20 protein-coding genes are annotated in these 20,807 nt (G+C 38.1%); 14 read left to right on the plus strand and 6 right to left on the minus strand.

Features of this window, described 5'->3' with window-relative positions; all coding sequences use genetic code 11:
• Window positions 1–115: 115 nt before the first annotated feature.
• Window positions 116–811 (minus strand): hypothetical protein, encoded by a 696-nt coding sequence (locus tag K322_RS20425; RefSeq protein WP_134435505.1) that lies wholly within the window; start codon window positions 809–811, stop codon window positions 116–118.
• 1,054 nt (window positions 812–1,865) lie between these two features.
• Between K322_RS20425 and K322_RS0115220 the strand changes: the two genes are divergently transcribed.
• Entirely contained in the window at window positions 1,866–2,411 is a 546-nt protein-coding gene (locus K322_RS0115220) for a nucleotide exchange factor GrpE (RefSeq protein WP_026627645.1), read from the plus strand.
• A gap of 17 nt (window positions 2,412–2,428) precedes the next feature.
• Window positions 2,429–3,568: a molecular chaperone DnaJ gene (gene dnaJ / locus K322_RS0115225; protein WP_026627646.1), complete on the plus strand. Its 1,140-nt coding sequence runs from the start codon at window positions 2,429–2,431 to the stop codon at window positions 3,566–3,568.
• Window positions 3,569–3,655: 87 nt separating this feature from the next.
• Here dnaJ and K322_RS0115230 read toward each other — a convergent pair whose 3' ends face one another.
• Window positions 3,656–4,021 carry a peptidase associated/transthyretin-like domain-containing protein gene (locus tag K322_RS0115230; RefSeq protein ID WP_026627647.1) on the minus strand — a complete coding sequence of 122 codons (366 nt, stop codon included), beginning with the start codon at window positions 4,019–4,021 and terminating at the stop codon, window positions 3,656–3,658.
• Between the two features lie 38 nt (window positions 4,022–4,059).
• Window positions 4,060–5,967, minus strand: coding sequence for a vWA domain-containing protein (locus K322_RS0115235; RefSeq protein ID WP_407716365.1), 1,908 nt, complete (start codon window positions 5,965–5,967; stop codon window positions 4,060–4,062).
• 208 nt (window positions 5,968–6,175) lie between these two features.
• Here K322_RS0115235 and K322_RS0115240 point away from each other — a divergent pair, with 208 nt between their 5' ends.
• From K322_RS0115240 to K322_RS0115270, 7 genes are all read left to right on the plus strand, one after another.
• The gene (locus tag K322_RS0115240) at window positions 6,176–6,766 is read left to right on the plus strand and encodes an RNA polymerase sigma factor (protein WP_026627649.1); all 591 of its coding nucleotides are present in this window, start codon (window positions 6,176–6,178) and stop codon (window positions 6,764–6,766) included.
• Window positions 6,753–8,120: an energy transducer TonB gene (locus K322_RS0115245; protein ID WP_026627650.1), complete on the plus strand. Its 1,368-nt coding sequence runs from the start codon at window positions 6,753–6,755 to the stop codon at window positions 8,118–8,120. The genes K322_RS0115240 and K322_RS0115245 overlap by 14 nt, the downstream gene beginning before the upstream one ends.
• Window positions 8,121–8,188: 68 nt before the next feature.
• Window positions 8,189–9,193, plus strand: coding sequence for a type IX secretion system protein PorQ (gene porQ, locus K322_RS0115250; protein ID WP_051290849.1), 1,005 nt, complete (start codon window positions 8,189–8,191; stop codon window positions 9,191–9,193).
• Between the two features lie 183 nt (window positions 9,194–9,376).
• Window positions 9,377–10,069 (plus strand): (d)CMP kinase, encoded by a 693-nt coding sequence (gene cmk / locus K322_RS0115255; RefSeq protein ID WP_026627652.1) that lies wholly within the window; start codon window positions 9,377–9,379, stop codon window positions 10,067–10,069.
• Window positions 10,066–10,950 carry a 4-hydroxy-3-methylbut-2-enyl diphosphate reductase gene (locus tag K322_RS0115260; protein ID WP_026627653.1) on the plus strand — a complete coding sequence of 295 codons (885 nt, stop codon included), beginning with the start codon at window positions 10,066–10,068 and terminating at the stop codon, window positions 10,948–10,950. The genes cmk and K322_RS0115260 overlap by 4 nt, the downstream gene beginning before the upstream one ends.
• Window positions 10,951–10,970: 20 nt before the next feature.
• Window positions 10,971–11,951 (plus strand): 6-phosphofructokinase, encoded by a 981-nt coding sequence (pfkA, locus tag K322_RS0115265; protein WP_026627654.1) that lies wholly within the window; start codon window positions 10,971–10,973, stop codon window positions 11,949–11,951.
• Window positions 11,952–12,067: 116 nt separating this feature from the next.
• Window positions 12,068–12,649, plus strand: coding sequence for an outer membrane beta-barrel protein (locus K322_RS0115270; protein WP_026627655.1), 582 nt, complete (start codon window positions 12,068–12,070; stop codon window positions 12,647–12,649).
• Window positions 12,650–12,795: 146 nt separating this feature from the next.
• Here the strand turns inward: K322_RS0115270 and K322_RS0115275 are convergent, their stop codons facing one another.
• Window positions 12,796–13,008 carry a hypothetical protein gene (locus K322_RS0115275; RefSeq protein WP_026627656.1) on the minus strand — a complete coding sequence of 71 codons (213 nt, stop codon included), beginning with the start codon at window positions 13,006–13,008 and terminating at the stop codon, window positions 12,796–12,798.
• A gap of 905 nt (window positions 13,009–13,913) precedes the next feature.
• Here K322_RS0115275 and K322_RS19705 point away from each other — a divergent pair.
• From K322_RS19705 to K322_RS0115300, 5 genes are all read left to right on the plus strand, one after another.
• Window positions 13,914–15,722 (plus strand): hypothetical protein, encoded by a 1,809-nt coding sequence (locus tag K322_RS19705; protein WP_051290850.1) that lies wholly within the window; start codon window positions 13,914–13,916, stop codon window positions 15,720–15,722.
• A 303-nt stretch (window positions 15,723–16,025) separates the two neighbouring features.
• Entirely contained in the window at window positions 16,026–16,436 is a 411-nt protein-coding gene (gene mce / locus K322_RS0115285) for a methylmalonyl-CoA epimerase (protein WP_026627657.1), read from the plus strand.
• A gap of 120 nt (window positions 16,437–16,556) precedes the next feature.
• On the plus strand, window positions 16,557–18,116 hold the full coding sequence (locus K322_RS0115290; protein ID WP_026627658.1) for an acyl-CoA carboxylase subunit beta: 1,560 nt from the start codon (window positions 16,557–16,559) through the stop codon (window positions 18,114–18,116).
• A 37-nt stretch (window positions 18,117–18,153) separates the two neighbouring features.
• Window positions 18,154–18,330, plus strand: a complete 177-nt coding sequence (locus K322_RS20990) for a hypothetical protein (RefSeq protein WP_166786283.1) — start codon at window positions 18,154–18,156, stop codon at window positions 18,328–18,330.
• An 18-nt stretch (window positions 18,331–18,348) separates the two neighbouring features.
• Window positions 18,349–18,798, plus strand: coding sequence for a DUF2118 domain-containing protein (locus K322_RS0115300; protein ID WP_026627659.1), 450 nt, complete (start codon window positions 18,349–18,351; stop codon window positions 18,796–18,798).
• Window positions 18,799–18,875: 77 nt separating this feature from the next.
• Here the strand turns inward: K322_RS0115300 and K322_RS0115305 are convergent, their stop codons facing one another.
• Window positions 18,876–20,099, minus strand: coding sequence for a PepSY-like domain-containing protein (locus tag K322_RS0115305; RefSeq protein WP_026627660.1), 1,224 nt, complete (start codon window positions 20,097–20,099; stop codon window positions 18,876–18,878).
• A 213-nt stretch (window positions 20,100–20,312) separates the two neighbouring features.
• Window positions 20,313–20,783, minus strand: a complete 471-nt coding sequence (locus K322_RS0115310; protein ID WP_026627661.1) for a PepSY-like domain-containing protein — start codon at window positions 20,781–20,783, stop codon at window positions 20,313–20,315.
• Between the last annotated feature and the right edge of the window lie 24 nt (window positions 20,784–20,807).

Raw genomic sequence — 20,807 nt, forward strand, 5'->3', positions numbered from 1 at the left:
TTCTTTATATTTTTTAAGATCTCCGACCTATTTATTTTTTTAGACAGATAAACATTCCTTAGTTTTCCTTTGAGACAAATACATCTGGCAGGAAAAGGCTTGAACTGCCTATTATTTAAGATAAAGGGATTGCATAAAGACGCCCCTCTCCAGTATAAGCTATTGTAGTAGAAGCAACAGCCAACCCTGCCCAGAAGTAATAATTTTGAGATATTGTATTAGTAACTAAAAAATAACACGAGACCGATGTATGATAACCAGTCAGTGCTGATCCCGAATAAGCTGTACTCTTTTGATTATTCTGATAGGGCACCAATGATGACGAACTAGTCGAAAGACGCCAGATAATATAATTTGCCAGACTAGAATCCCTGTATGTGCATGTAAAAGCAATCATCCAAGTACCGGCCGGCAACGAAATATATGTACCTGTGTATCTAGCTGCAGTAGTGGTAAGATTTGGAAAGCTGACAACACCATATACAAAATCTTTCATTTGCATTGTTTTTTTCCACGAACCATTACCATTGGCATCGCTGGTCAGAAAATAGCCATCAGATTGCGAACCATCCACTAATCTGAACTTCCCTCTCAGGTCTAGAGTTTTTCCCGGAGATACTGTACCTATACCTACCTGTCCGTTAGATTTTACGATAACATCATCATCGGTACCGCTAGAACCGATTGCGTCAGTATTGCCTTTCGCATCAATATGAAATGCCCCTAACGGATTTTGAGTATTAATACCAACTTGCGCATGGATAATCCCGAAAGATAATATGCCCATTATCAAAAGAAATTTCTTTTTCATTATTTGTTTGAATGTTGCGGTCATAGACCTTGTTGTTTATATTCAGAGTTGTTAGGGTCACAGCCCCATTTGTTGTACATGTTGCAGGAGCGTATTGGATACGCCTGTCTATAAATATGTTGTAATCATAAAAGTTGGACATACGCAATATCCCCCTACGATTATCTTTTATGTTTAAATGATTATTGAAAACTATTGACTGCAGACTATTAACTGAAAAAAACAGCAAAGTGCATTCGCTGCACTTTACTGCATAACAAAACCGGCCGGCGGACTGGTATAATCTCAGAGCAGATCCAGAACGACAACAAAACAACAACAAGACTGCCTTATACAGTTCGTCCTGCCGATTTACTAAAAAAATATTATATATTATCCGAGGTATATATACAAAAAAAGTTATCACGTCATTTTGACGCAATGGTATTTTTTTTATATTAAAAATTTGCTTAGTTACGCATGGACAGCGTCTCTCTCTCTCTCTCTCTCTCTCTCTCTCTCTAATATTTCACACGACACAGCCAAATCCGAATTGTTAAAAATCCGACTAGCAGTGAAGTTTTTATATGTGAAAAAGTTAGACATTAACTAATAGTTAAGAGATTGATTACAACGGCAAATATAACATTATTTTTTTAGAAGCAAAAAATAAGGATCTTTCTAGATTTTATCTATATAGGAAATACATTTAAATTATGGCAAAAGCAAGAATAAATAAAAATATGCAGCCACAGAGACGAAGCCTGTCCTGATGATTTCGATCGGGCATTCGAGAAGTAAAAAAGGTTACTAATAAAAAAGTACATAAATAGTGTAGCGTTTGTTACCTTTTGAAATTAAAAATCTCATTTTCATCCCTACAGAATCATAAAAAAACAGCAAAGAATTAATTTGAAAAACCTTTAATGAAAATATTCGGTAAAAATCAGACAGGATCTTAAGTTTGGCAAAGAATTTGTAGCATGTATAACAAATAATATTGAATAACAGCGACTATTTGTACTATATCTTGAGTTAATCACCTATATTACAAACAGCTAAAAATATATTAAACATGGAAGAAAAAGATCTGGAAAAAGATTTTCAATCGAAAGAAGAAACAATAAATACGGATAATCTGACAGACGATCTCAACGAAGATTCATCTGCAAATAACGATAGTGCCAATATGGCGGATGATCTTGAACTGAAATTCAATGATCTGAACGATTCTTACTTACGCCTGCATGCCGAATTCGACAACTACCGTAAACGTACGATGAAAGAAAAAGCCGATTTACTGAAAAGCGGCAATGAAAAAGCAATCGTAGGAGTACTACCTATTGTGGACGACTTCGAAAGAGCATTACCGAATATACCTGAAGATATAAGAGAAGGTGTTGAACTTATCTACAATAAATTCAAATCGTATCTTGCTCAAAACGGAGTAAAGGAAATAGATGCTATAGGTGAACCTTTTGATACTGAACGCCACGAAGCTATCACTACAATTCCTGCCCAAAGCGAAGATCAAAAAGATAAAGTAGTAGATTGTATCCAAAAAGGATACAGCCTTAATGACAAAGTGATACGGTTTGCTAAAGTAATCGTAGCGAAATAAGAAAGAAAGATAAAACAATGGCCAGCAAAAGAGACTATTACGAGGTACTGGAAATAACAAGATCAGCCACCGTAGAAGAGATAAAAAAAGCGTATAAGAAAAAAGCAATTCAATATCACCCCGATAAAAATCCGGGAGACCCGACTGCTGAAGAGAAATTCAAAGAAGCTGCCGAGGCTTATGAAGTATTGAGTGATGAGCAAAAGAAAGCTAAATACGACCGTTACGGACACGATGCTCCCGGAGGATTCGGAGGTCATTCGGGCGGAGGATTTTCGATGGATGATATTTTCTCTCAATTCGGAGACATCTTTGGTGGTGGTTTTGGAGGATTCGGTGGTTTCGGCGGCGGTGGTGGACGTCGTGTCAACCGAGGCTCAGATCTTCGTGTAAAAGTTAAATTATCTCTGAAAGAAATTGCGACCGGCGTAGAGAAAAAAATCAAGGTAAAGAAATACATATCCTGCCAACACTGCAAAGGAACAGGAGCCGAAAACGGAACTGCATACACAACCTGTTCAACATGTAACGGATCTGGTACACAAACACGGGTTGTAGATACGATGCTGGGGCGAATGCAAACACAAACAACATGTTCGGCTTGTAACGGCGAAGGAAAAACAATAACTAAAAAATGTCCTCATTGCTCGGGTGAAGGTATTATCCGCGACGAAGAAGTGATTACTTTAAATATTCCTGCCGGAGTTGCCGAAGGAATGCAGCTTTCGATGAGCGGAAAAGGAAATGCTCCACGACATGGAGGTGTCAATGGAGACTTGCTTATATTGGTAGAAGAAGAACCGCATCCCGAATTATTCAGGGATGACAACGATGTTGTTTACAATCTACTGTTGAGTGTTACCACTGCAGCGATAGGCGGCAGCGTAGAAGTACCAACGATAGACGGCAAGGCAAAAGTAAAAATAGAACCGGGAACCCAACCGGGTAAGGTATTACGTCTGAAAAACAAAGGATTACCAAGTGTACACCGTTATGGAACAGGTGATCTTTTGATCAACATCAGCGTATATATCCCTGAAAAATTGAGCGATACTGAGAAACAAACTCTCAGCGGACTTGAAAACTCACCGAATTTCCAGCCATCACCGTCTGTTAAAGAAAAAATATTCAGTCATTTCAGAAAAATGTTTGACTAATATTAAGATAGTTCTTTAATGATTGCAATAAAAGAAACGTGCCGATTTTTAATAAAATCGGCACGTTTCTTTTAGGATAAAAAAGAGTCATTCTTTTTCAGAGAATCCGTCTTTTGTTTTATTTATAAAAGTAGAATCTACAATCTCCATCTTTACGGTTTGAGCATCCGAGGCAACCAAAGTTACCGAACGATAACCGTCTCGTTTGAAAATAAGTTCGTTTGTCGGCTTAGCTAATATCATATATTCTCCGGCACTATTGGTAATGGTCACCGGATTATTGCCGGCAATACCAATATGCACATTCGATACAGGCTTGTTATCAACAGCACTCAGCACCACTCCTTTCATTAATTTTTCGGTATTCCCATCCTTCTTTGCTCCTTTATGATCGTATAAGAAGAAAGAGATAACACACAATACTAATAAAAATATACCAAGTTTAGCTTTCATTATTTTCTACTTTTAAGGAGTTAAGGTCTAATTCAATCTCAATTCATGTTTTTAACGGCCTCTGCAAGACGTACAAATTCGGCTTTGTATCCGTCCTTATCATTACTGATGCCCGAACGAGCCAGATCAATCGCCTTCTGATAAGTAGCACTACCCTTAAAATCCGAACCTTTCAGTAGTTGTCCGAACATTGCTACAGCCGAAGCAAAACGCATGTCCGAAGATACTTCATTTTTTCTATTATCAACAACCGGCAGCTCCATTTTTACACTTTTATCACCATCGGGCTGCTTATACCTCAGCTTTACGGTCAATAATTCGGGGGAATCAGTCAAACCCATATTTGATATCGGTTTAGCCGGAGCCTGATATTTCAAATCATCCACTTTTCCATACATATTAGATTTAACTCCAACAGGAATAATTTCATACAAAGCGGTAACAGTATGTCCGACCCCCATTTCACCAGCATCTTTGGTATCATCATTAAAATCTTCTTTCGCGAGTAAACGGCTTTCATACCCTACCAATCGATAGGCCTGTATCTTAGCTGGATTAAATTCAAGCTGAAGTTTTACATCTTTAGCTATTGTATACAATGTACCGCTAAACTCCTGAACCAATACACGGTTGGCTTCCTGAATATTATCAATATAAAAGGCATTACCATTACCCTTTTCGGCTAATACCTGCATGCGGTTACTCTTATAGTTGCCCATGCCATAGCCCAATACCGAAAGAAATACTCCCGATTGACGCTTCTGTTCGATCATTTCCTCTAAAGCCTGAGGGCTTGATGCTCCGACATTAAAATCGCCATCTGAACAAAGGATAATGCGGTTATTGCCACCTTTTATAAAATTCTTCTCTGCTATTTCATATGCTTTCTGGATACCTCCGGCTCCGTTTGTTGAGCCATAAGCACTCAAGGCATCAATTGCGTTCTTTATAGTCTGTTTATCACTCCCCGGAGTCGAAGCCAGCTTTTCACCTACCTCACTGGCGTATACAACTATCGCCACACGATCATTATCCCTTAGTGTATTTACCAACATTTTCATAGATGACTTCACCAATTCGAGACGAGTTGCTCCCGACATTGAACCTGATACATCAATAAGAAAAACCAGATTACTGGAAGGTAAGTCTTCTTTTGCGATCTCTTTTGCCTTCACACCGATACGTACCAGCCGATTCTGGGAATCCCACGGACACTCTCCTACTTCGGTAGTCACTTTAACCGGATCAGCCTTGGTTGGTTCATCGTAGTTATATTTGAAATAATTGATAAACTCCTCGATACGTATCGCATCTTTCGAAGGTTTCTGTCCTTGATTTATAAAACGGCGGAAATTAGTATATGATTCTGTATCAACATCTATCGAAAAAGTAGATAATGCTTCCGACAAAGGAGAAATAAACCGATTCTCTTTATATGATCCGTATTCTTCGCTACCATAAGTAACAGGAGTGACATAAGCTCTATCTGCCTGTTTTACCTCTACCCCCGACACTTTACTCCCCATATTATACGCTACCGATGGAGACGGTGAACTCATTGGAGGAGAAGGCGGAGTCTCTCTAATATTCTTATTTTTATCCTTCTTCGTTGAAACATTAGCTATCGATCCTGTTACGGAACGTCGTTCCTGAACACTATATCCTACAACTACACATTCTTCTAACAAAGCTGCCGATTCTTCCAATACTACATCAATTACAGTTTTCGAACCTATTTTCACTTCTTTAGTATTAAATCCTATAAAAGCAAAAACAAGAGTTCCTTTCTGTGGAACATCTATAGTGTATTTACCGTCAATATCGGTTACCGTTCCGGTTGTTGTACCCTTCACTACAACAGATACCCCTATAATAGGATCACCTGCCGGATCCTTCACTTCACCGCTTATCCGTACATTTTGTGCGGAAACTGCCGATACACACATCAGCATAATAATGATTAGAATGTTGATTTTTGTTCTCATGTTGCTTCAATTTTTTTATTTATTACTCGTTATTTGATTGTTTCTATTTGCATAGAGAATATATATATCGAAATTCCATAAACAGAAGATAATTTTTTATAAGTATTGCAATCTTTTGTAAAATCATGTAGCTTTGTTGAGCTAACAAAAAAACAGAATAAACCGTATATTGAGATTTTTCAAATTAAATAAAGAGAAAACAACCGAATATACAGACGAAGAACTCTTGAGTCAGTATAGAGAAACAGGTGATACCGAACTTTTCGGTAAGCTCTACAACAGGTATATTCCTCTGATATATGGTCTTTGTCTGAAATACCTGCAAGATGAAGATAAGTCTCAGGATGCTGTTATGGAAATATTCGAAAATCTTCTACCTAAAATATGCGGATACGAAATAAAAGTGTTCAAAACATGGATATACAGTGTAGCTAAAAACCACTGTTTTCATCAGTTAAAAGAAAATAAACGTGAAATTACAGTAGATTTCGACTCGAACCTTATGGAATCCGAGAGTGTTATGACTCTATTAGGTGAAGAGGTTGATAACGAGCAAGAAGAGGCTCTGAACTATTGTATGGCTAAGTTATCGGAACCTCAACGTATATCGGTAACCAAATTCTTCTATGAAGATATGTCGTATGCCGACATAGTGGAAGTGACCGGATATGATATGAAAAATGTAAAAAGTTATATCCAGAATGGTAAGCGGAATTTAAAAATATGTATCGAAAGCAGATTAAACAATGAAGTTTCTTAATTACATACATGGCAACAGAAAAGGAAAAGAAGCCCACCGTATCGAAAAAGATGCGATGGAGGATCCTTTTTTGGCTGATGCAATAGAAGGATATGATTCCATTCCCGGAAATCATGCCGAACGTATTGCTCGTATGCGATCTGCAATAACTGCACGTTCTGCTCGAAAAAAACCGCATGGAGCATGGAAAGTCGCTGTAGCAGCTGTAGGTTTAATAGTTGTTGCCAGCGGATACTTCATTCTGATGAATCATCAGTCGTCTATGCTTACAGCTCATGAGTCGGGCGGCGGATATATAGACCTGTATGTTCCGGAAGACTACGTAGAACAAAAACGATTAGAATTAACGGCCATTCAGGAAGAAAACCCGAAAAAAGAGGTCATAGCCACATCGGTTGCCAATATCAGTAATCTGCACGAAATTATAGCTCCGGTAGAACCTCTACGAGTATATCTGCCCGACAGTTATGCTCAACTGCACCAAAGAGAAACCAGAGAACTGACTCCTAAAAGAGAAACTATAACTCGCTCTGAATTAGAAGAGGTTTTATCAGCTGATATGCCAATACTTGCCGAACAGTATGAGGCATCCGAAAAAATATCGGAACCTGCAATTTCCGATTCAAATGAATCTAAAGATCCGGATGAAAATATCGGTAATACCAAAATATTCCTGTCTCAGAGTGCAAATGGCGTAATGACAACTCGGTCGGTAGCAACTAAGCCGAATACACCTGCACCTAAGAAAATAGTGACCCTCGAAGGTAAAATTGTAGATAATAACAACGAACCTATCATCGGAGCAACTGTTGAGCAAAAAGGAACAAACAATAAAACTTTTACAGATCTAAATGGCAACTACAAGCTAAACATTGATTCGGAAACCGCACCTCTGATTGCAAATTTCATAGGATACGAGAAATTAGAGATACCCGATCCGAAAAACACAAAAGTAGTGGCTATGCAAGAAGACAACCAAACTCTTAGCGAAGTTGTAGTAACAGGCTATGCTTCTCAAAAAAAGAGCAGCATGACAGGCTCTGTTTCATCTGTATATGATAAGAGTTTTTCTAAAAATAAAGTTTCTAAAATTACACCTGAACCTATAGGTGGAATGCAAGAGTATCAAAAATATATCGAACGGAATTTAGTCCGTCCGTCTGATTCTTCATGCGAAAAGATAACAGGTAAAGTAATCTTGCAACTTTCGGTTAACACCAGTGGACATCCCCAAAATATAACTGTAAAGAAAAGTCTTTGTCCATCACTTGATCAGGAAGCTATCCGCCTCTTGAAAGATGGTCCAAAGTGGAAAGCCGGCAATACTACAGCCGAAATAGAAGTAAAGTTCTGATAAAGTTCCAGATTATATTATCTTTGCAAGGCTAATACTAAACAGTACATTCTGTTTAGAATACATTCATGAAAAGAATAAAGACGTATATAACAGCTTTCATATGTATAGCCTCTGTATCTGGTGTAAATGCTCAGGATGGGGAAAAAGTATTCCGTTTTCTGGACTTACCGAACTCAGTCAGGTCTGATGCTTTGGGCGGAACCAATGTATCGGCTATAGAAAACGACATCTCACTTGTTTTTCAGAATCCGGCGGCATTGGGTAAAGAAATGGATATGAATGCCAACGTCAACTTCATGTCGTACATTGCAGATGTAAAAGTCGGAAGTGCCATCTTTGGAAAATCCATACGGGATGCAAATTCTTTTGCAGTCGGAGTCAACTATATCGATTATGGTAATTTTAAAGAAACAAATGAGAACAATGAAGAGCTCGGAAGTTTCGGAGCTAAAGACATTGTGGTAAACGGAATATACAGCCATATGCTGACCAACAGGCTGCGAGGAGGGGTAACAGGTAAGTTTATATCATCATCTTACGCAGATTATTCATCTACAGCCATAGGCTTTGATGTCGGATTAAGCTATTACAACGAAGACCGTGAGTTTTCAGCCGGTCTGGTTTTAAAAAATATAGGTAGCCAGTTATCATCATACAACGACAAACGGGTAAGCCTGCCCTGGGACATAAATATAGGCATCAGCAAACAATTGAGAAATGCTCCGATACGATTTTCGATTACAGGAGTATATCTCACACAATGGAAATTCTCGAGAGTCGATGAAGCCAACGGAATAGACAGCAGTGGCGATAATTTTACCAAAACGTTATTCAAGCACGCAATATTCGGAATAGACATTATCCCGTCTCAAAATTTCTGGATAGGTATCGGATTCAATCCCAAAGTCCATTATGACCTGAAATTACAGGAAGGAAACAAATTCGGAGGATTAAATGCCGGAGCCGGAATCAAAATACAAAAATTCAGTGTCGGGTTTTCTCTGGCTAAATACCATCCTTCGGCAACCTCATTCCATTTCAGTTTAGGTATGGATATCTCTAAGTTTTAGTATCATTTATCATGCTGATTATAACAAATATTTATCACTCATAGATCAAGCACTATACATCAGCTTACAGATAGCTAAATCACAAAAAACAAGCAACATCTTATTATAATTAAGCAATACAAAAGGTCAGAGACCTGAATTAACGAACATTTTATATACACTATTGTTGTAAATATAACTCGAATGAAAAAGATTACAATTGCAATTGACGGATTCTCTTCGTGTGGTAAAAGTACAATGGCCAAAGATCTGGCCCGTAAAATCGGATACATTTACATAGACAGCGGAGCTATGTACAGAGCCGTTACTTTATACTGCATACAAAATAATTTATTTAAAGGAGATGATCTTGATCTTGTGAAACTTGAAGAAGCTATCCGGAATATAAAAATATATTTCAGACTGAACGAAACAACTTCTTTACCCGAAGTATATCTGAACGGCGTAAATGTCGAAAAGGAAATCAGGACAATGGAAGTTGCGAGCAAAGTTAGCTTGGTCAGTGCTGTTGGTTTTGTCCGCAAAGAGATGGTACATTTACAACAACAAATGGGTGCTGAAAAAGGAATTGTAATGGATGGCAGAGATATCGGCACAGTGGTGTTTCGGGATGCCGAGTTGAAAATATTCGTAACAGCCGATCCTCAGATCAGAGCCCAAAGGCGTCTGGATGAACTACGGTCTAAAAACGATTTCGACACAACATTCGAAGAGGTATTAGAAAATATAAAGCAACGCGACTATATAGACCAAAACAGAGACGAAAGCCCTCTGAGACAAGCCGAAGACGCTTTGGTTCTTGACAATTCGCAGCTTACAAAAGAGCAGCAAATGCAATGGCTGCTCGATAAATTCAATTATTTAACTTCACAATGAACACAGTTGAAATAGATTCAAAATCAGGGTTTTGCTTTGGAGTGGTAAACGCCATTAAAAAAGCGGAAGAAGAATTGGCTAAAGGTGGAGTCTTATATTGCCTGGGAGATATTGTTCACAATAATCTAGAGGTAGAAAGACTTGCCAGACTAGGGCTTCGGACTATAAATCATGAAGAATTCGGTCAATTAAAGAATGTAAAGGTATTGCTTCGTGCACACGGCGAACCGCCCAGCACATACGAAACTGCGAAACGCAATAACATAGAGATTATAGATGCATCGTGCCCTGTAGTATTACGCTTGCAACGACGCATCAAAGACAAACATAATAACGAAGTGGAAAATGATACACAGATCGTTATTTACGGAGAAATCGGACATGCCGAGGTAAACGGACTTATGGGTCAGACGGATTCTAACGCCATTGTTATTGAAAATAAAGCAGATCTCGAAAAACTAGATTTCACAAAGAATATCTGCCTGTTTTCGCAAACGACAAAGCCTCTTGACGGCTTCAGAGAAGTTATTGACATAATATCAGCCCGAATCAGCCCCGACGCTCAATTCGAGTATTTCGATACCATTTGCAGACAGGTTTCGAACAGAATTCCTAACATAAAGGATTTTGCAACTAAACACGATCTAATTCTTTTCGTAGCCGGTAAAAAAAGTTCAAACGGAAAAGTGCTTTTTTCAGAATGTAAAAAGTACAATTCTAACTCTTATTTTGTATCTTCACCCGACGAAATCGATCCTGATGTAATTAAGGAGGGTCTTTCAATAGGAGTATGCGGTGCAACATCAACCCCGAAATGGCAAATGGAGGAGGTAGAAAAGAAAGTCGCCGAAATTTCGTCTCTGAAGGTGAAATCTGTATAACAAAATAAGTTGAATTAATCATGGCAAACATTAAGTGTATTGGCGTTCTGTCCTCTGGAGGCGATGCTCCTGGAATGAACGCAGCTATTCGCGCCGTAACCCGTGCTGCTATTTATAACAATATCGAGGTAAAAGGCATTATGAGAGGTTACAGAGGTTTGATTTTTGATGAAATTATCCCTTTCAAAACCAATAGCGTCAGTAATATTATCCAACAGGGTGGAACTATCCTGAAAACAGCACGTTGCAAAGAATTCATGACTCCCGAAGGACGTCAGGTAGCTTTCGAAGCTATGCAGCGCGAAGGAATTGACGCCTTGGTCGTAATCGGAGGAGACGGTTCGTTAACCGGAGCCCGCATAATGGCGCAAGAGCACAATATACCCATTGTAGGCCTTCCCGGAACAATAGACAATGACCTGAATGGTACAGATATGACTATCGGATACGATACTGCATTGAATACTATCATGGAAGCTGTCGATAAAATCAGAGATACAGCAAGTTCGCACGAACGCTTATTCTTTATCGAAGTAATGGGACGCGAATGCGGCTACTTAGCATTAAACGGAGCTTTGGCTACAGGAGCAGAAGCAGCTATTATTCCCGAACGAGTATTCGAATCTGACCAGTTGGGCGAGCTTATCTCCAACGGTTTCAGAAAGAGCAAAAACAGTAGCCTGGTGCTTGTTACTGAAGGTGATATCACCGGAGGAGCTATGGCTATGGCAGAACGTGTAAAGAAAGAATATCCCCAATACGATGTGCGTGTAACTATTCTGGGACACGTTCAACGAGGAGGATCTCCTACTGCCGCCGACCGTATCCTTGCTAGCCGTATGGGAGCTGCTGCTATAGATGCGCTTCTTGACGATCAGCGAAATGTTATGATCGGTATACAGAATGATAAAATCGTATATGTGCCATTCTCAAAGGCAATTAAGAAAAACAAGCCTGTAAATGAAGATCTGATCAATACATTAAAAGTATTATCAATCTGATTTACAATCAGATTATATAAACGAAAGAGACTCTGCTTAGAGTCTCTTTCGTTGTTAATAGCCTATTGTTTTGGGTTTCTTGAAAAAGAAACTATTTTTGTAAAAAACTTTTATACATGAAAAAATCGGTACTATTATTATTCGTTATATTATTGGGATACAACTTGGCTTCGGCTCAAACACGTTTAGGATTACGAGGCTCTGGGCAAATAACATCGCTATCAACAGCTGACGCTGCCAGTCGCTTCGGTTTCAAAGTTGGGGGTATGCTAAGCACTCCCGTTTCTGATAAATTGTATTTCCAACCTGCTATTTTACTTTCTTTGGACGGATCAAAATCAGCAGACAAATATAAACCTTCGTATTCGGCATCAACTTATTCAGTAGAAACACCCTTGATGTTTTCTATTAGAGGTGGAGACGAAGATGTGAGTGTAGGTTTCGACTTTGGAGGATTTGCCCGTTATGCTTTTTCCGGCAGTTACTGGACAGACTCTGCTGAAGGAAGAATCAAACCTGATATCTTCGATTCACACAAGCGTTTCAACTTTGGCCCTCAGGTTGGTTTTAGTGTAATGGTTGGCAGTTTGTATCTGGGCAGTAGTTTCCAATATGGAGTCATTAAACCCTGGAGCGGAAAACGTGGAGGAAGTTACAGTTACGGAGTTAATATCGGATACCTGTTCGAAATATACTAAGGTCGCAGACCTATTTATTACTTCGACAAGTATAACAACAGGAGCCTTCTATAACTTAAATTATAAAATAAATCTAAGAAATCATTCAACCACCGACTCACGAATAATTTCTTAGATTTATTACCCTTAAAAACGAGAATTTCGATTCATTCAGAATGGCTGTGCCCTCTAAGGAATCCCAGTAAACAAAGCACCATGCCAGCAATAGCAGTCCCCATGCCATAAAGCATGAAAAGATTACCTCTTTCCATTCCTGCAGCTTCTCTTTGTGCACCAATCTGTACAAAGAAAAACAGAGAGAAAACAACCAAACACAGACCTAAAACGGTCATAACTTTACGTCTTTTCTTGCCTTCCATAATTCTATAAGTTTAAAAATCAATTTAAGGTCAGAGCCTCAGCTCTTTTTGATTGAAAGCCTTTCATTTAAAAACTTTCGATCATCTATAATTTAAACATTATATAACATATTTCGTTCACACAAACTAGTTATTTAACATTCGTATATTTAGCAAAGTAAATCTAATCGTAATATTGCAGTTTTGGCATTAAAAAAACATTGTTTATATTTGTCACACTAATCATCATTATATGGGTAAATATTTCACATATAAAAACTTCAATACTTGTCGGATTTTTAACAATTCGGATTTGGCTGTATTGTGTGAAATATTAGAGAGAGAGAGAGAGAGAGAGAGAGAGAGACGCATCTGGCGTAACAAATAATCAAAATTTTCTATTGAGTCAAAATAACGGGGTATTTTTTTATGCTTCGGGTTTTGTCGTATCTATTCTTCACCAGTGCTCACAAATACGGGCAAATTATAAATCTCCCTTACGAGATCAGCCTGTTTCCTTCTTGTTATGGAGAATCGGGAAGATCCATATACTCATTTCATTATCACTTAATTACAAAAAACTATATACCAATTTCAAAATAAGTTGGCTCGGCATATCATGTCAGACAGAGATATTTTGTTGTCATTGTTGTTGTTTAATCTCTGAACCTGACAGTTCATCTCATTCAGACCAACTTTGGGCAGCAAAGTGCACTCTCTGCACTTTACTGCCTTTTCACACATACACTCAAAAAGAAATATTATACTTTGCTACAATCGTATTTTTACGTTATTTTTGTGTCAATAAAACACTTTGTTTTTTTTAATTACTCGGAAGAGACCAGGGATAAAGCATCAATTGATAAATACTCAATCAATCAAAATAAAAGATATATTATTTTACGAACAACAGAATTTTAACAACAATGAAGAAAACTAAACTGAAAAAATTATCATTATTTACAGTATTATGCTGCCTTGTCTTCTTTACTCAGAATCTTTATTCTCAAGTAGGCATCAATACAGAATCGCCAAATCGGCTTTCTGAATTAGATGTTCAGAACATTGTAAACGGAACAGATACGATACCCAAAGGTATAATGGTTCCCCGTATTACTCAAAAACTAAGAGATCAGATTGATGTCACAGATAAGAGTATTGCTAACGGATTATTTATTTATAATATCGATGAAGATTGTTACAATTACTACTCTAAAGAAGATAAAGAATGGAAAAGTCTTTGTGGAAAATTGGGAAACGCCCAATTCGATCCTGTTGATTGTAATGATATTACGGTAAAGGGGATTTATATCCAGGACAAAAGCGTAGATGCTTCAAATTACCTGGTTATCAGGGTTAATGTAAAGAAAACAGGAAATTATACAATTAACGGAACAACAGGTAACGGCTACTTCTTTACGACATCGGGAACTGTTCTTGAGACAGGAGCACTAACTATCTATGTACCCGCTCAAGGAATGCCAAATCAAGCACAAACCGATCATGTTAACCTAACGGGAATAACGCTCCTAAATAACTGTCAACCCGAAATTATAGTAAAAGCTCCCACTGCAACTTATACAATTAACTGTTCGAGCATTGTCGTATCTGGAGACTATTATAAAAACGAACAATTAAACTCAACTCACTATATATCAGTCAATGTGAATGTTTCTAATCCGGGTACTTACAGTATTACATCAAACTCCGTAAACGGAATACAATTCTCAGCCGAAGGAGCTTTTGACGGTAAAGGAACTAAATCGGTAAAACTAATGGGGACAGGTACTCCAACTGTTAATGAAAATTTTGAAATCACAATTACAACCAATACCACAGAAGGTAATAGTCAGTGTACAACGACAATACCAATAATACTGCCTTCTATGAAATTTGCTGTCATAGGAAATGGAAGATACTCTTGGTCTACTGATTCTCCGGAAAGAACTGCGGCTCTAAATTCTAGTAATGGAAGTTTTAGCCCAAATGGTAAAGTCAAAATAAAAAGCTTTACCCAACTTTGGTCCACAACAAATGTTACAACTGCGGCATCGTGGTTAACAAACGGATATTCTGATGGGAGTTTCCCCGATGTCGTTCTTTATTTCGCATACGGAGCATCTCCCAATCTTGCCGTAACCAATGCTCTTGTTGATTACATAAACAAAGGAGGATGTGTCATTTATGGGTCTTCTGATAATACAGCCTCAGCCGTCAATATTCTATTAAATGGTGTATTTGGAATAGAAACAGCTCAGAATCAAATTGCAGGAAATCCCATATACGACAACCCCTACCCTATTAATAACCTGCCCGATGATCCGATAATCAATGGACCTTTTGGCAATATAGCCGGAAAAGACTGGGGAGAAGATAATGACAGTAACAATTCTATTATCTTAACATCACTACCTTCCAATTCAGTACAAATTTGCTCTGCATATAATCCTTATGGAAAACCATCGGTAAATCCGGAATATTCAATAGTATGGTATAACGACAGTAAAAATTTTGTATACTTTGGAGATTGCGTAGCTACCATCGGAACCTCTACTGGATATCAGAATGACTATCCCTCTTGTTATATCAGTGGAATTCCTTCCAGTAAATTTTATGGAAACTATCCGCAACCAAGTGGTGCGCCAAGCAAATACGTATATAATTCGGCTTTAGAATTAAATGCTCTATCGTGGGCTATAAAAAAGGCTGCAATAAGCGGTATAAACCCGTACTAAAAGAAACACATATAAAGCATTAAATAAGAAGCAGATATAATACCGTTATAATTTTCATACGGGTATTATATCTGCTTCTTATTATCTATCAGAGTAATACCACATGTGCAACACAAGCATAAACTATGGAATTATCGTTCTACTTAGATTTTTACTTTTTGTCACCTCCCTGCACTTACAACATCGACAAAACCTATCACAGATAAACAGAACCTCTTTTTATCTTAAATAATTCTTTCTCATTATAATTAAATTAGTAATTTTGTAAACAATAAAAATTTACTAACTTTTTTATAGAGAAACATGAATATTTCGCACATCGAACATCTTGGCATTGCTGTAAAAAGCATCGAAGACAGTCTTCCATATTACGAAGGCGTTTTAGGCTTGAAATGTTATAACATTGAAGTGGTAGAAGATCAAAAAGTGAAAACTGCGTTCTTCAAAGTAGGACAAACTAAAATTGAACTTCTTGAGCCAACCAGCCCTGATAGTACTATCGCTAAATTCATCGAGAAAAAAGGAGAAGGTATACACCACATTGCATTTGCAGTAGACAGCGTTGCCGCATCATTGGCCGAAGCCGAAAGCAAAGGCGTACAATTGATAGACAAAGCTCCTCGTGGTGGTGCAGAAGGTTTGAATATAGCATTCCTTCACCCAAAATCAACTTGCAGTGTGTTAACTGAACTCTGTGAACATCCTGAAAAATAAAGGTCTTTGACCTTTTTTTATTGTTCATTGCGCAATAAGAGATATTCTCATATTTGCCCTATCCGTTATGAACAGAAAGATAACACATAATTAAAAATTTAAGAATCAAAAAATAATAACATGAGCCAACTTGAAAAAGTAAAAGAGCTTATTGAACTTCGTGAAAAGGCACGCCTAGGCGGTGGTCAGAAAAGAATCGATGGTCAACATGCAAAAGGAAAATACACAGCTCGCGAACGTATATCAATGGTATTGGACGAAGGCAGCTTCGAAGAATTCGATATGTTCGTAGAACACCGTTGTACAAACTTCGGAATGGAAAAAACCAAATTCCTTGGTGACGGTGTAGTAACCGGATGCGGAACAATTGGCGGACGTCTTGTTTACATCTTCGCTCAAGACTTTACTGTAATCGGAGGATCATTGTCAGAAACTCTAGCAATGAAAATCTGTAAAGTAATGGACATGGCTATGAAGGTGGGTGCACCTTGTATCGGTATCAACGACTCGGGTGGCGCACGTATCCAAGAAGGTGTTAATGCTCTTGCCGGTTATGCAGAAATTTTCCAACGCAATATCATGGCTTCCGGTGTAATTCCTCAAATCTCAGGAATTTTTGGACCTTGTGCCGGTGGTGCTGTATACTCTCCGGCTTTGACCGACTTCAATATCATGACAGAAGGCACTTCTTATATGTTCCTTACAGGACCTAAAGTTGTAAAAACTGTTACAGGTGAAGACGTTACTCAAGAAGAACTTGGAGGTGCAAGTGTACATACCACCAAATCTGGGGTTGCTCATTTCTCAGTTGAAAATGAAGACGATGGTCTTTCTTTGATTCGTAACTTGATGAGCTTCCTTCCTTCAAACAACAGAGAAGAAGCTCCTCGCAGAGAATGTACTGATCCTATCGCCAGAATGGATGACTTATTGAATGATATCATACCTGACAATCCGAATAAAGCATACGATATGTATGAAGTAATCGGTGCAGTTATCGATAATGGCGAATTCCTTGAAGTACATTCGGCTTATGCCAAGAATATAATTATAGGTTTCGCTCGTTTCAACGGACAATCTGTCGGTATCGTTGCCAACCAACCTAAATACATGGCCGGAGTATTGGATATTAATGCTTCACGCAAAGCTGCACGTTTTGTACGTTTCTGTGATGCCTTCAATATACCTTTGGTTACATTGGTAGACGTACCGGGATTCCTTCCTGGAACAGGTCAGGAATATGGCGGTGTAATTGTTCATGGAGCAAAACTTCTTTATGCTTACGGCGAAGCAACTGTACCAAAAGTGACTGTTACTCTACGTAAATCTTACGGAGGTTCTCACATCGTAATGAGCTGTAAACAACTTCGTGGCGACATCAACTACGCATGGCCAACTGCCGAAATCGCAGTTATGGGTGCTGATGGTGCTGTAGAAGTATTGTATGCTAAAGAAATCAAAGCAGATCCGGATCCTGTTAAACAAGCAGAAGCAGCCGCAGCTAAGAAAGAAGAATATAACAAACTATTCTGCAATCCTTACAATGCAGCACGCTACGGTTATATTGATGACGTAATCGAACCACGCAATACACGTTTCCGTGTAATCCGTGCACTAGAGCAGTTGAGAACTAAAAACGTGGTAAATCCTGCTAAAAAGCATGATAACTTACCTCTATAATTAAGCGAATAATAAAAATATTAAACAGCTTGAGATTATGAGTGATAAAAACATACCTACAGATGTTTTAGCAGCTATTGCCATGGCTATATATGACTTTCAGCACCAACACGATGTGGAAAGTAATGTACTAACCATTAAGCATGAATCTAACGCTAATCTTCCTTGGGTTGACAGAAGTGCAATGATGCTTCAAATGCCAGTAAGAAAATAAAAATCAGAGAATTTTATCATGAAACAATTCATATATAGAATTAACGGTCAAGATTATATCGTTGCCGTAAATAAATTAGAGAACTCTGTAGCACAGGTTGCCGTAAACGGCAGCAACTATGAAGTAGAGTTAGTTAACAACGAGGAGGAAGTTACATTTACTGCTAATCCTGTTGCTAAGTCAGCACCTGCAGCACCTGCTCCTAAGAAAACTGTAGCAGCCGCAGCACCTAACAAACCTGCAAGCGGTAACAGTGCAGGAGCTATCAAATCGCCACTACCCGGTATCATTGTAGGTATCAATGTAAATGTTGGTGATGATGTGAAGAAAGGACAAACAGTAGCCGTGTTGGAAGCTATGAAGATGGAAAATGCCATCAATGCTCCTAAAGACGGTAAAGTTGTTTCGATCAATGTAAACCAAGGAGATTCTATCCTTGAGGGTGTAACTATCCTTACTGTAGAGTAATTCCGAGAATAACTCCATCATAAAAAAATCCCAATGAATTTCTTCATTGGGATTTTTTCTATCATTTATTATCTTCATCATGGTCGATCCCAATAGCCAACTAATTCTCCCTTACTGTTTATTTTAAGAATAACATTATTTGCATCGAGGCTGATGTAATAATACAGTTTAGTGGTTTCCTCTGTCACTTTCTCGATCTTCACTATTTTGTATCCCCAAAAACCTTCATTTACACAATCCAGAACGGCACTAGGTAATTCTTTTTGTATCGACAGTGGAATCTCCTGGTCTCCACCATCAATAAGAGTCCACTCTTTATATGGATTGAAAATACAGTGAAAGCCATTGCTTAAGAAGTAACTATATTCGTCAGGTTCCAGACTTCCCCACGAAAAGCCGATAATACTAACATCTTCCTCTTCACTCCAATGTAAATTAATGAACTCTTTAACGATAGTATACACCTCTTCTGAAGTAGCAGGAGTTCCCTTATAGTCTTCCGTTATAAGAATATAGCCATAACCATTTGCAAACCGGAAATTATATAGTCCAACCTGCTCTATCTCCATAGACACTATCGGACTTTTACCTACATTCTCGGCATTTATAATAATATCTTCTGGCATAAGAGCTAAAACGTCCTTTGATAAAGGTTCTGTACCTCCATCAATTTTTTGCCAAGTACCTTTATTATAGTCTAGGCGCAAGATAGTGTTATTAGATAAGTATACCAGATAATATCTTTTGCTGTAATTCTCGCCATTGAATATCACCGAAGTAACTTCTGACTCTGCCCAATATTGTTTAATAAAGTTTCTGGAAACATTGGAAAGTTTGTCAGCTTTAGATTCTTCATCATAACCGAGATACTCTCCGGTACTATTATATGCAAGTTGTGTTTTCGGCAATTTGAGCATATAACCATACTCTTTCACCTGCATCCCTTTTATAGTATCTGCTTCGTGAAATGTTTCTGTCGCTTTTCTAATTTTCTGAGGTAGACAATCCAACAACGTTTTGGGAAGCACTTTCGATGTTTCAGCAAGCATCCATTTTCCATTCTTGTCGAAATTTACTGATAAGTCCTGATCCTTATAATAAGCAGTGTATACACTATCATCCACCAATTTGATTTCAGGATCAGTAAAGTCCAATAAGTAATACGAAAGAAACGACTGGGCTTCCAGAGGTAGATCTACCTTTGTTTTTACGGGTGGTGTATCATCATTATCGCTGCACGAAACTAAAGAGAAAGCCCAAATACATACGATATAAACGAATAAGAATGGTTGTTTTTTCATTGTTGTGTGTGTGTGTGTTTAAGCAACAGAACGTATTCAATGACTATTTTAAGCGACAACCAACTCTAGGTATTAGGCTTGCAAAGTCAAAAAACAGATCTGAGACCTTAGTTTATCAGTTAGTTATAGGCAAAAGTAAACTTTTATTCTAAAAAAAGCCAATAGTCGTAAGGGTATCTCACGACTATTGGCTTTTTTTTCGTCTAAGAGGTACTATCTATCTATTCCGATAAATGTTCCATCCGACTTAAACATCAGATCCAAATCATTTAATAATTCAATTTTGAAGCCATAAGCCTTCTTCTCAATCTCCACAATTGCAACCCCTGCATAATTTGCCGTTAGATAAGTTTGCAACTCTTGCGGCAACAGAGCAACAACTGACACCGGCACAGCAGTCAAACGACCGTCAACACCTGTCCATGTTCCATCGGGAGCAAAATCTACCTCAAAACCATTGGATAAATAAGCCTCAAACAAAGTTCCATCTTCGTCCATCCCTTTATTTTTTTCAAGCCTGCTAATTGTAGCACTAGGGAAATGTGTAGCAACAAAAGCTTTCCCCGCCTCAGGCAATGCTTCAACCGGAATATTTACATCGTCGTCATCATCACTACATGATACAGCCATAAAAGCTAAAGCAAACAAAGCCACTAACAAATTAATACTTAATAATTTTCTCATAATATCCACTAATTATACATTTAA

Origin of the sequence: Indolivaga capnocytophagoides DSM 22835, from assembly GCF_000426485.1 — a bacterium.
Classification (GTDB): Bacteria; Bacteroidota; Bacteroidia; order Bacteroidales; family Dysgonomonadaceae; genus Dysgonomonas_A; species Dysgonomonas_A capnocytophagoides.